The sequence below is a fragment of the Planktothrix agardhii genome (assembly GCF_904830935.1).
Lineage (GTDB): Bacteria > Cyanobacteriota > Cyanobacteriia > Cyanobacteriales > Microcoleaceae > Planktothrix > Planktothrix agardhii.
Genome location: NZ_LR882952.1, coordinates 41615 through 54051, shown reverse-complemented (window position 1 = coordinate 54051; position 12437 = coordinate 41615). Strand labels below are relative to the sequence as shown.

General features: G+C 43.0%; 13 protein-coding genes, 1 tRNA gene and 1 other annotated feature. Of the genes, 10 read left to right on the top strand and 4 right to left on the bottom strand.

All coding sequences use genetic code 11. From position 1 onward, the window contains the following. Positions 1-78: 78 nt before the first annotated feature. Positions 79-585, bottom strand: a complete 507-nt coding sequence (locus NMG88_RS00280; protein WP_026787418.1) for a type IV pilin-like G/H family protein — start codon at positions 583-585, stop codon at positions 79-81. A 139-nt stretch (positions 586-724) separates the two neighbouring features. Between NMG88_RS00280 and NMG88_RS00275 the strand changes: the two genes are divergently transcribed. After that, entirely contained in the window at positions 725-1678 is a 954-nt protein-coding gene (locus NMG88_RS00275; protein WP_227351373.1) for a LysR family transcriptional regulator, read from the top strand. A gap of 195 nt (positions 1679-1873) precedes the next feature. Here the strand turns inward: NMG88_RS00275 and NMG88_RS00270 are convergent, their stop codons facing one another. Together NMG88_RS00270 and NMG88_RS00265 are read right to left on the bottom strand one after the other, a co-directional pair. Next, positions 1874-3586: a DMT family transporter gene (locus tag NMG88_RS00270; protein ID WP_254034981.1), complete on the bottom strand. Its 1713-nt coding sequence runs from the start codon at positions 3584-3586 to the stop codon at positions 1874-1876. 227 nt (positions 3587-3813) lie between these two features. Beyond that, on the bottom strand, positions 3814-5100 hold the full coding sequence (locus NMG88_RS00265) for an inorganic phosphate transporter (protein WP_227351372.1): 1287 nt from the start codon (positions 5098-5100) through the stop codon (positions 3814-3816). 82 nt (positions 5101-5182) lie between these two features. Between NMG88_RS00265 and rplS the strand changes: the two genes are divergently transcribed. The 9 genes from rplS (at position 5183) to NMG88_RS00220 (ending at position 11790) form a co-directional block, all read left to right on the top strand. Next, entirely contained in the window at positions 5183-5569 is a 387-nt protein-coding gene (gene rplS / locus NMG88_RS00260) for a 50S ribosomal protein L19 (protein ID WP_026787414.1), read from the top strand. A gap of 115 nt (positions 5570-5684) precedes the next feature. Continuing rightward, positions 5685-5757, top strand: a tRNA-Trp gene (locus tag NMG88_RS00255). 179 nt (positions 5758-5936) lie between these two features. Beyond that, a complete protein-coding gene (gene secE, locus NMG88_RS00250; protein ID WP_026787413.1) occupies positions 5937-6167 on the top strand; it encodes a preprotein translocase subunit SecE in 231 nt (76 codons plus the stop codon). Next, a complete protein-coding gene (gene nusG / locus NMG88_RS00245; RefSeq protein WP_227351371.1) occupies positions 6164-6838 on the top strand; it encodes a transcription termination/antitermination protein NusG in 675 nt (224 codons plus the stop codon). Before secE ends, nusG begins: the two co-directional genes overlap by 4 nt. 3 nt (positions 6839-6841) lie before the next feature. Then, entirely contained in the window at positions 6842-7267 is a 426-nt protein-coding gene (gene rplK / locus NMG88_RS00240; protein ID WP_026787411.1) for a 50S ribosomal protein L11, read from the top strand. A gap of 161 nt (positions 7268-7428) precedes the next feature. Further along, a complete protein-coding gene (gene rplA, locus NMG88_RS00235; RefSeq protein ID WP_254033643.1) occupies positions 7429-8145 on the top strand; it encodes a 50S ribosomal protein L1 in 717 nt (238 codons plus the stop codon). Between the two features lie 131 nt (positions 8146-8276). Next, positions 8277-8457, top strand: a sequence feature (ribosomal protein L10 leader region). A 101-nt stretch (positions 8458-8558) separates the two neighbouring features. Then, a complete protein-coding gene (gene rplJ / locus NMG88_RS00230) occupies positions 8559-9107 on the top strand; it encodes a 50S ribosomal protein L10 (protein WP_042156739.1) in 549 nt (182 codons plus the stop codon). 64 nt (positions 9108-9171) lie between these two features. Continuing rightward, positions 9172-9558 carry a 50S ribosomal protein L7/L12 gene (rplL, locus tag NMG88_RS00225; RefSeq protein ID WP_254034980.1) on the top strand — a complete coding sequence of 129 codons (387 nt, stop codon included), beginning with the start codon at positions 9172-9174 and terminating at the stop codon, positions 9556-9558. Between the two features lie 156 nt (positions 9559-9714). After that, on the top strand, positions 9715-11790 hold the full coding sequence (locus NMG88_RS00220; protein ID WP_254034979.1) for a cation:proton antiporter domain-containing protein: 2076 nt from the start codon (positions 9715-9717) through the stop codon (positions 11788-11790). 74 nt (positions 11791-11864) lie between these two features. Here the strand turns inward: NMG88_RS00220 and NMG88_RS00215 are convergent, their stop codons facing one another. Next, positions 11865-12338, bottom strand: coding sequence for a universal stress protein (locus NMG88_RS00215; RefSeq protein WP_227351369.1), 474 nt, complete (start codon positions 12336-12338; stop codon positions 11865-11867). Between the last annotated feature and the right edge of the window lie 99 nt (positions 12339-12437).

The window sequence follows — 12437 nt, the reverse complement described above, 5'->3', positions numbered from 1 at the left end:
AAGTATAGAATAATACGAAACGGTTGAATTTTTAGGAGAAAATGATTTAGATTTAGACATTAATCTTGATTTTATATTTTACCTGAAAAACTTCATGGATTCCATCAATTCAGCATCAAGAGGACAACGGACTTGATAAAAGTTGGGAACAGGAGGTAGAATTGGAGTTGGAGCAGTCATCGAGGAATTAGGACTTTTACAAATTCCTCCCACCAGTACGACAGAGTTATTTGTTTTAATCTTAAATAAAGCTCCAGAGTAACTAACCCGACGCCAAATAATCGGAATGGCTTCAAATAATACCTGATCCGATTCTACCGTCATTTTAAATTTATAAGTTCCGATTCCTTTTGAAGTCCCTCGATATAAGTTTTCTAAGTTAGGTGTAAATTTACCATAGGTTTTAAACTGTTGATCTTGATTTTTAATCAAAGTTTTTAAAATCGATCTACCTTGGGCTTGATGACCCCTACGGATTTTGTTATCAAAATGAAACAAACCCAATATCAATAGAACTAAAAATATACCAGAAAAAGATAAATATAGCCATTTTTTTGGGGAATTTAAGAAATTAAACTTAGACATATTTTTAATTACTAATTCAATCTAAACAGATGAGCAATCTCAGTCAATCATCCAGAGTTTGCTCTAGGGATTTTGAGTAAAAAAATTACTAAGATTTACTATAATATAATTTATAGCAACTCAAGTTAAAATTTTCTCAATGAGTATGGAAGCTCATGGCGGGTCGCTAACAGTTAAAAGCAAGATGAATATTGATCAACTTGAAATTTTACTAGCGGTAGCAGAACAAGGAAGCTTTTCAGAAGCAGCATTGAGTTTAAGTACCTCTCAATCCTCCGTCAGTCGGGCGATCGCAGCTTTAGAAGATGAACTCGGCATTCCCTTACTACTGCGAGGACGCTTTGGCGCTCGTCCTACCCTGATCGGAGAACGGGTGATCTTACACGCCAGTAAAATTTTAGAACTGCGTGAAAAAATCGATCATGAAGTCAATTTAGAAAAAGGTTTACATCGAGGGAAAATTCGAGTTGCCTCCTTTCGTAGTGCAGCAACCCATATCCTTCCCTCAAAAGTAGCCCAGTTTCGCAGTCGTTTTCCTGACATAGAAATCACCATTACCGAAACCGATCCCCTAGGGATTGAACAAAGTTTACGCACAGGCCAAGTAGATATTGGGTTACTTCCCTTACCCCGTTCGGAAGAATTTGAAACTTGGGAAATTGCTAGAGATGAATATGTAGTTTTACTTCCCAACCTCCCTAGCTCCCCGTCTACAGCAGGTTTGGGGGGAGCGGGTCAAATTCCCGAAATCCTAAGCTGGGAAGAACTCTCGACCTACTCTTTTATTTTATTCAATTATGCCGAATGTACTTCTGCGGTGCGGGAACATTGGTCAAAATGGGGACAATCGTTAAAAGTCGCCTATCAAATTAAAGAAGATTCAACGATTGTCAGTATGGTAGCTCAGGGATTAGGGGCCGCCATTTTACCCCGTTTAGCTGCTTTACCCATTCCTACCCAAGTCCAAGTCAGAGCCTTACCTGTTCCCCTAGAAAGAGTCATCGGAGCCGCCCTCTGGTCAAATGGGTTCCATGTCCCGGCGGTTTTTGCTTTTCTGGACGTCCTCAGAGGAACCGGAATATTTTCCAAGTAGACTAAGGCTCGTCCACCGACTGATAACTGATTACTGTTAACTGTTATAGCAGTCGCCAGACCTATTAGGACAAAGAGTGATGCAGCAAAGCTAGACGGTGAAGTCTTTTCCTCCGGTGTTCCCTCCCCCCCAAGCCCCCCGTGCACGGGGGTTTGGGGGGGCTGTTCCGGTGTTCCCTGCTATAACTGAATACTGTTAAGTAGATTTCCGCTTTGAGCCAATCATCCGTTCAACACTCATCGCCCCCACACCCAAAATTACTAAGGCTATCCCATAGATTTGTTGCTGCTTAATTTCCTCACCGATAATCCAGAAAGCAAACAACGCGGTTAACGCTGGCCCGGTTGTCCCAATAATGGAGGCTAAGGAAGCTCCCGCCGAGCGAATGGCGAAATTATTTAATAAATAACTTGATAGAGTGAGAACACCTAAAACCACACCCCCAATCATTAATCCATTCCAAACTCCCGGTTCAATATTAACCCCCAAACTATCGGGTAGTATCATTAAACTCACAGAAGAAAAGACAAAAATTGATGCAAAGTTCACCAAACTAAAGGGAATAGGATGGAGTTTTCCCGCAGCCACCTGAGTTAGCAAAACATACCCGGCAAAAGCCACACCCGCAAAGATCGCAGCAATCACCCCCACCTGTACATTGCCCATGGCAATATTAGGATTTCGGGCTGGTAAACAGAGAATCCCTCCAGCCAGAATAATAATCATGGCAATCACCCGAATTATGGTCGGTCGATCTCCAAATAAACCCCAAGAGGCAATTACCGTTACAATCGGATAGATAAAGAAAATCGTAATCGCAATTCCGGTCGGAATCTCACCAATGGCTACATAGATAGCGACCTGGGATAAAAACAAGAAAAATCCACTACCAATCACCGTTAACATTAAACGACGATCACCGGAATGAAGAAAACGTCGCAGATCACCCCACACCGGAGGATAAAGGAACGTTGCCACAATCGGCATCAGTCCCATGACCACAATCATGCGGAGTAACAAGATTAATAAAGAATTCCCGATCCCCGGAGAAATAATTCCTTCTAAGGAAAATATGCCAAAGATTTCTCGGGGTTGTGGCCCTTTGAGAATAATCTTTAAACAAACGTTAAACAACGATAGAGATACCGCCGAAAGTAACGCCAAAAATAAACCCACTTGCACTGGAGAAGACTTAGGTTTAGGACTAGCAACGGATTCCGCGCGATTTGTAAGTCCCGTATTTCCAGGGGGAAGGGCCTGATGACCGTCGCCCGGAAGTTCCCGTCTGGAATTATCCCCCCTTATGGTGGGTTGTTCCACCTGTTCTTGCAAACGATGAACTAGGGTTTCCAGCAAGGCTTCAACCTGCTGTTCCAAGGTTTGCATATTGTTCAAACGTTGAGATAGGTTACTTTGATAGTGACCTAACTCCTGCTGTAAGCTTTGAAAAGTTTGGTTCAGACTGGTTTCCAAAACCGCTTCCAACTCTCGATTATTGAAATTTTCCTCACCGAGATCGCCACTCGGAAGCAGTCCACTCGAATCAGCCGCCAATAAAGGCGGATCACTGGCTACTTTAATTTGATTAATGCGGGCGATCAAAGCTTGTTCTACATCACGCGCCACAATTTGAGTCAGTTGTTTTAGCCAAGCTCGATTGGGAGGAAGGCGATCGGACAGCGTTTGTAACTGCACAGATTGCAGTCGCCGATATTCCGTTTGCAGATTTTCAATATCCTCAATTAAACGAACTTTATCCGTTTCCAGTCGTTGGATATCCGACAGATATCTTTCCTTAATCTGGTGATGGAAGGTTTCTAATTCCTGTATCACCGAACTTAGGATAATTTCTGCGGATGTGGTTTCTCCCGATCCTAAAGGTGGCGGTTGATTCTCCTGTGTCCCCATTCGTGATTAACCTCTTATTGATCTGCTGATTCAGCTATGACGCCACTCATACCAACGCTGCATACCGGGTTTCACAATTGATAGACTAGAAAATCCTAGTCTTGACCGATAAAGGCACAACGGGAAAAATGGCAAAGCCAGGGAAGAATTATCCCCAAAAACCTAAACTAAACAATAGCTCACTCAGCGTGTAAAGACACGCTCGTTTCCAATGTGCCACATTTTATTTATAATCTATTGAATATTTTAAATAGAATCCCACTGATTATAGCCGCACTAGGAACCGTAATCACCCAGGCTAAGGCAATGGAACGGACGGTATCCAAGCGCACCTCTTTTCCCCCCTGTACCAGTCCAATGCCCACCACACCCCCCACCAACGCATGGGAGGTAGAAGCGGGTAATCCTAAACGGGATGCCAATAATACGGTGGTAGCCGTGGCCAATTCCGCACAAAATCCCTGACTCGGAAGCAGGGAAATAATATTTTCTCCGACGGTTTTAATCACATTTTTACCCCAGATGGCGAGTCCGGTAACAATCCCACTCCCCCCCAACAGTAAAATCCAAATCGGGATTTCAATATCATCTAGGGGAACTGAACCCGTTTTAATTACCGCTAAAATTGCGGCTAAGGGCGCGATAGTATTTCCTACATCATTTGACCCGTGGGCAAAAGCGACAAAACAGGCACTAATTACCTGAAATCCTGCCATTTGTTTTTCGATCCCAGGGAATTTTTCCGGTATGGGATTAGAACTAGAATCCTGCTGCTGTTGATCTAATTGTCGCCAACTGAATCCAGTTAAACTGACCGCCGCGATTCCACCCAGGGCTAAAAAAATATCATGGACAGGTAACGTCCACCCCCATTGGGTTAAGATTGTTTGCAAGGGCGAACTCAAAATTGGGAAGACAATCACCCCAAAAATTCCGATTAAGATACTACTTAACCAGGGAATCCATTCTTGAATTTGGCGATCGGGATCGGGTTGGTCTAAAATCCAATATTTGATCAGTTTGTAAAATAACGCTGCAATTAAACCACTGATCACCGGAGTGACTAACCAAGTCAGGGAAATTAAACCGATAGTTTGCCAGTTTACCGCCTTGACCCCAGCAGCAATACAGCTAAATCCAGCGATCGCTCCCACCACCGCATGGGACGAAGATACGGGCAATCCCTTCAGGGTGGCAATTTGTAACCATAATCCCGCCGAAAGCAATACCGATACCATCCCAATCACAAAGACTTGAGGCGTGGAGATAAAAACTTCCAGGTTAACAACCCCCGTCGCTAAGGTTTTAGAGACTCGCTCTCCAAAAAATACCGCCCCGCTAAACTCTAAAATCCCGGCGACGATAATCGCTTGTTTCAGGGTCAATGCCTTGGAACCCACCGACGTCCCCATCGAGTTTGCCACATCATTAGCCCCTAGATTACAGGCAACATAGAAAGCTAACCCGCACAGCAACACAATTTCAACGAAGACGGTCATGGATTGTTCTAACATCTTTGTGAATCCAGGTGAATGCTATGGATTTTACAGTCCTTTTCGATCTATAATCAGATCTTGTGAGTTTTGGAAAATTATCATGAAAGCGGGAGAAATTATCCGTTCTATTGAAACGGAAGAAATCGAAAGCCTCCGACAGCAACTCAATAAACCCGATCTTCCCGATATTTATGTCGGTGATACGATCAAGGTTGCGGTGAAAATTCAAGAGGGTGGCAAAGAGCGAATTCAGCCCTATGAGGGGGTTGTGATTGCTAAACGTCATGGCGGAATTAACGCCACCATCACTGTGCGGAAGATTTTTCAAGGAGTAGGAGTTGAGAGAGTTTTCTTAATCCATTCTCCGAGAATTGCGGATATTAAAGTTATCCGTCGAGGTAAAGTCCGACGGGCGAAACTATTCTATCTCCGCGATCGCATTGGTAAAGCCACTCGCGTTAAACAACGGTTTGATCGGAGTCTGTAATTTGGGCAACGCCAGAGATTCCATGATTCCCCTGGTGATGATCAGAAAAAAAGTTTAACTAAAGTCTGTAATTTGTGTTAAGCTAAATAAGGTGGAAGATCAGCCACTCCGCTATGCGCTCTTAGTTCAGTTGGTAGAACGCAGGTCTCCAAAACCTGATGTCGGGGGTTCAAGTCCTCCAGGGCGCGCTGGATACCTCCAATGCCCAGACGCAAGATTACTTTCGTCTGGGCATTGTTCCGAAAAGCAACAAATCGGGACATTGTGTTGATGGGTTCAGTATGATAGTTTTAAAAGTTTGGGCGGCTGTGTGACCATCTTCCAGCTAAGATCAGGATCAGATACCGTAAGATCGCAAGGGGAGTTCATGGTGGTCAACAAGAAAGAAGAAGTTGCAATTGAAGGAACGACTTCTGGCTTTAACGCTTCTACGTTCCTCAAAGAAACGAAAGAGGAATTAGACAAAGTGGTCTGGCCTGGCCGACAGCAACTACTGAGTGAGTCGGCAGGGGTATTGTTGATGATCACTCTCTCGGCTAGCTTGATCTATTTAGCAGACAACTTCCTTCGTTGGGCGTCGGGGCAAATCTTCGGATGACTTTTACATCAGACGAATCACAACATTCAGACCTCATGGCAGATACGGACGAACGTTCCCAGGAGTTTTCACACGGAGAGCGACGTTGGTATGCTGTTCAGGTAGCTTCTGGCTGTGAAAAACGAGTCAAAGCGAACCTGGAACAACGGGTACAAACCCTAGATGTTGCGGAACGAATTTTGAAGGTGGAAATTCCCCACACCCCAATGATTAAACTGCGGAAAGATGGCAGTCGTCAACATGGTGAGGAGAAAGTATTTCCAGGTTATGTTCTTATCCAGATGAGACTAAAATGGAATAACGAACTCAATCGCTGGGAAATTGACGATGAAGCTTGGCAGGTGGTCAAGAACACACCGCACGTTATCAACTTCGTTGGGGCGGAACAAAAACGGCATTCCGGTCGGGGTCGAGGTCACGTTAAACCTCTACCACTGAGCAATGCTGAGGTGGAACGAATCTTCAGACAAGCGCAACAACAGGAACCGATTGTCAAGGCAGCAATGGCGATTGGGGATCATATCACCGTGCTTTCAGGGCCTTTTAAAGACTTTGAAGGAGATGTGATTGAAGTTAGTCCAGAGCGGAGTAAGCTTAAAGCTCTACTTTCGATTTTTGGACGGGATACTCCAGTAGAATTAGAGTTTAATCAGGTTGAAAAACAAGGCTAAGGAATGGCAAAGAAAGTTGTAGCAGTTATTAAGTTGGCAATTACTGCGGGCAAAGCCAACCCTGCACCCCCAATTGGCCCAGCCTTGGGTCAACATGGGGTGAATATTATGGCGTTTTGCAAAGAGTATAACGCCAGAACCGCAGATAAAGTAGGTCTTGTAGTTCCGGTAGAAATTTCGGTTTTTGAAGACCGGAGTTTTACCTTTGTTCTCAAGACTCCTCCGGCTTCGGTATTAATTCGTAAAGCCGCTGGAGTTGAACGGGGATCGGGAGAACCGAACCGCAAGAAAGTTGGCCAAATTACGCAAGCTCAGTTACGAGAAATTGCAGAAACCAAAATGCCCGACTTAAATGCGAATGATGTGGAAGCGGCCATGAAAATTGTGGCTGGAACCGCCCGCAATATGGGTGTGACCGTTGTTGATTAAGCTTATTTGTGACTGATCACGGCATTCAAACTGTTGGTGGTCTCAATAAGTAGCCTATTGGCAACAAGTCAATTAATTCCTAGTAGTTTAGGGAATTTCCGTTAACCCTTTATTGGGGGAGAGGTACATCTTCGTTATCACCCCAGGAGATATAGAATAGAATGGCAAGACAACAATCCCGTCGATTACGAGAACTCAGAAAAAAGGTTGAAGACCGACCTTACGAACCTTTAGAGGCGATTAATCTGTTGAAGGAAACCGCTACAGCTAAGTTTCCTGAATCAGCCGAAGCCCATATTCGTTTAGGTATTGACCCCAAATATACCGACCAACAACTCCGAACAACGGTGAGCTTACCCAAAGGTACGGGTCAAGTGATCCGGGTGGCGGTATTAGCAAAAGGGGAAAAAGTCACCGAAGCTCAAGCAGCCGGGGCTGATGTTGTTGGATCTGAAGATTTAATTAATGATATCCAGAAGGGAATGCTGGATTTTGATTGCTTAATTGCCACGCCGGATATGATGCCTCAAGTGGCGAAACTGGGGCGTTTATTGGGGCCGAAGGGCTTAATGCCTTCTCCTAAAGGGGGAACGGTGACAACGGATGTGGCAAAGGCGATCGCCGAATTTAAGGCTGGGAAGTTAGAATTTCGGGCTGATCGTACCGGCATCGTTCACGTTATGTTTGGGAAAACTGCATTCTCCGCAGCAGATTTGCTGGTGAACCTATCCACTCTGCAAGAGTGTATTGACCGCAACCGTCCTTCTGGGGCTAAGGGTCGTTACTGGCGTAGTGTGTTTGTCGCGTCTACGATGGGGCCGTCAATTGAAGTGGATATTACGGCACTGCGAGAACTGAAAATTGCGGACATCGTTTAATCTAAGGATTTCAGCCATCCTGTGGGTGTAATTCGCCTAGAGGATGTTCTGATTTCCTTGGTGATCTAGTCGGAATTGGGGGTTGACAAATCCCATAAAATATGCAATGATTAAAGGCTGCGTATTTAAACCAATAAACGACTAACTCACCGCAGACAGCAGGGGCGAAACGCTTAATTTCCTGCCGAGGTTCAATAAGTTTAAAGCTAAACAATCAGGTTACAGACCCAATTAATCTGTCTGTGTTGATGATTTATGTTTAAGTTTTAAGTTTTGACCTCGGTGAAAAAACCGAGGTTTTTTATGGCGAAATCGCTGCTGTTTTATCGGGGAAGGAGTCAACCGTTGTGGATCATTACATCGCCTTGAGGAGATGAAAATGGGCTGCAATGCTACACGGAGGTTCAACAAGAATGGGAAGAACCCTAGAAAATAAACAAGAAATTGTTGCTGAACTTAAGGAAACCCTTAAAGATTCACAACTGGCTATTGTGATTGACTATAACGGTCTGTCCGTTGCAGAAATCACTAATTTACGGCAACAGTTGCGTCCTTCAGGTAGTGTTTGCAAGGTAACAAAAAATACCTTAATGCGAATTGCCATTCAAGGTCAAAGCAACTGGGAGCCGTTGAATGGGTTGCTCAAGGGTTCTAACGCCTTTTTATTAATCAAGGAAGACTTCGGTAGTGCCATCAAAGCCTACCAAGCCTTCCAAAAGGTTTCTAAAAAGACGGAAGTTCGCGGCGGCGTCATGGAAGGCAGGCTGCTGAGTGAAAGTGACGTTAAAGCATTAGGAGATTTACCCTCCAAAGAGCAACTTATGGCTCAAATTGCTGGGGCTATCAATGGTGTGGCGACTCAACTGGCCGTCGGTATCAACGAGGTTCCGGGATCTTTGGCAAGGGCACTTAACGCCTATGTCGAAAAAGATCAAGATGGCTCAAACGACGAAGCTGCTTAGTTTTTATCTGGCTTTGGCAACAAGTCTCAAATACAAACCGTTACATTGTCTAGGAGTTTAAGAAATGTCTGCAACTACTGATCAAATTCTGGAACAACTGAAATCTTTAACGCTGTTAGAAGCGTCTGAATTAGTCAAACAAATTGAAGAAGCTTTTGGTGTGAGCGCCGCGGCTCCTGTGGGTGTTGCGATGGTTGCTCCTGGTGCGGCGGCTCCTGCTGAAGAAGTTGAAGAAAAAACCGAGTTTGATGTCATCCTGGAAGAATTCCCTGCTGATAAGAAAATTGCCGTTCTGAAAGTGGTGCGTGAACTGACTGGTTTAGGTCTCAAAGAAGCTAAGGATTTAGTGGAAGCAGCACCTAAAGCGGTTAAACAGGCTACTAATAAGGATGATGCTGAAAACACCAAGAAAAAATTGGAAGAATCTGGTGCTAAAGTTTCCATCAAATAGTTTTAACGGAGTTTTGTTTTAGTTTTTTATTCATCCCTAACCTGGTTTCTGATTCAGAAATCAGGTTTTTTTGCTTGATACTAGGGCTGGAGTTCATGATTATCGCAGTCGCTAGAATGGTATAGCAGTCGCTAGAATGTCTAATACTGAATACTTATGTCTCAATTCCTGAATTGGCTTCCTGATAGCCCAATTGTTTCCTTCACAATTTTATTATTAGTTTCCCTGGCGATTCCTCCTTGGTTTGAACGATTAAGATTACCGGGACTCGTCGGATTATTAATCGCAGGAGTCGCTTTAGGGCCCAATGGATTACATTTATTAGAACCCACTTCTGAAACGATGAAACTGTTTTCAGATATTGGTAAAGTTTATTTACTATTTGTAGCGGGATTAGAAATTGATCTTGAACAATTTCATAAAAATAAACATCGTTCTCTTGGCTTTGGATTAGCGACATTTATTGTTCCCCTCATCACTGGGATGTTAGTGGCTTTTGCCTTTGGATTTGGGCTTAATTCTGCTATTTTAATGGGTTCTATTTTATCCTCCCATACTCCCATTGGTTATCCCATTATTCAACGGTTGGGATTAGTGGAAGCGGAAGCGGTTGTGGTTACCATTGGGGCAACTGTCTTTACTGATATTAGTGCTTTATTTGTCTTAGCCATTTGTGTTTCAATTAATGCGGGTGAGTTTACTTTCCAGGGATTAATTTGGCAATTTTCATTATTAGGAATTTATTCAGCGATTGTTTTATTGGGATTTAGTCGTTTGGGAAAAATCTATTTCCAACGTACGGGAGATGATGAAAGTAATCAATTTCTATTTGTTCTAATGGTTTTATTTGTGGCGTCTGTGGGAGCGCAAATTATTAAAGTAGATATGATTGTGGGAGCATTTTTAGCCGGATTAGCCATTAATGAAGTGGTGGGAAATAGCCCGGTTAAAGAAAAAGTGGAATTTCTGGGGAGCGTATTATTTATTCCCTTTTTCTTTGTAGCTATGGGACTATTATTAAATGTTCCGGTTTTTATTTCTACCCTCATCAATAGTTCGGAACTAACCTTATCTATTGTTTTAGGATTAATTGGGAGTAAATTTATTGCCGCCTGGATTGCCAAAAAACTTTATCGTTATAACTGGGATGAAACCATGGTGATGTGGTCATTATCTCTACCCCAAGTTGCTGCCACCTTAGCTGCTACCTTAGTCGGTTTACAAGTGGGATTACTCACAGAAGCTATTTTTAATAGTGTGATTGTGATGATGGTTGTTACTTCCACTTTAGGGCCATTATTAACCCAGAAATTCGCCCCGAAATTACGCTTGACTATTCCCTTATTAGAAACCTCTGAATCCCTATTATGGTGGGAAAATCGCTCTCAAGTTTCTATCGCTGAATCTGCCTCTCCCTTTAGGGTTGTTGTTCCGGTTTCTAACCCCAATACAGAACGCTATTTAATTGAAATGGCAGCGTTAATCGCTCGTCATGAATCGGGGGGAATTATTCCGCTATCAATTGCAACCCAAGCCCAGATTCATTTGGATGAACCGAAATTACAATTAGCATTAATTAATAGTCGAATCCTGCTGAATCAAGCCTTAAAAGTTGGGCGGGAATTTAATGTAGAAACCAAGCCACAAGTTAGAATTGATAGTGATGTGGCAACGGGAATTGTGCGCACGGCTTGTGAACAAAATGCCAGTCTAATTATTATGGGATGGAGTCAAAATACGGGATTGAGAACCCGACTATTTGGAAATCTGATTGACAGTGTATTTTGGTCTAGTCATTGTCCGGTCGCAGTCATGGACTTATTAAAAGAGCCTCTGGCGATTAAAACAATTTTAGTTCCTGTTAAAACCTTAACCGTACAAACTATTCGCACGATTCGTTTTGCTCAACTTTTAGCCGATACTAACCAAGCAAAAATTACGGTATTGCACGTTTGTTCGGCTCAAGCTCAACCGGAACAAATTGCCACAATTCAAGGTGAACTCAATCAGATTTTACACAATGCTGGCCCCAAAGTTCAATCGGATCTGAAAATTATTTCTTCTAATAATGTGTCTGCTGTAATTTTATCAGAAACCCAACAGATTGATCTGATTATATTGCGATCGCAACGTCGCCGCACCGCCGGAGGTTTGGAAGTCAGTAGCGTCACCAGTGCAGTAATTCATCAACTTCCTTGTTCGATGATTCTATTTGGAGAACCCCACGAATAGGAGAAATAGAAAAAGAGAAATAGAAAAAGAGACGCGCCGTGGCTCGTCTCTACAATCAATTAAAATTAATTCTTTTAATCTTCAGGTTGCTGTACAACTAATACGGAACATTTGACATGATGAACCACATAATTACTCACACTCCCTAAAAACAATTCTGCCAATTCTGAACGGTTGCGTCTGCCCACAATCACTAAATCAGCACCCCATTTTTTAGTCATTTCTCGTATCCAATATCCCGCTTCTCCCACTTGATATTCCGTTTCAATAGAAACTCCCTGCTGTTGAGCATAACTAACAAAGGTGGCTAACCACCCAGAGACTTGATTAATTTCTTTTTCAATTAATTCATGTTGAATTTGTGCGACTTGGTTTAACCGTTGACCATATAAATCCCCCGGAGAACCCAAAATCATCGGTGATACACTAATACAATGAAACAGCTTTAACTGACTTTCGTACAGTTTGGCTAGTTGTAAAGCTTGATCAAAAACAAACTCTGCTGGGGGAGTTCGATCAATTGATACTAAAATTTTTTGATAGGCCATATTCTTGTCCTCCTTAACTGGTTTAATTCCGTTATTGGTCGAGTTCTAAAATCTCTTGTCTAAAAATGTTTAATTTCCCACTTCCTATTTTAAACTAAA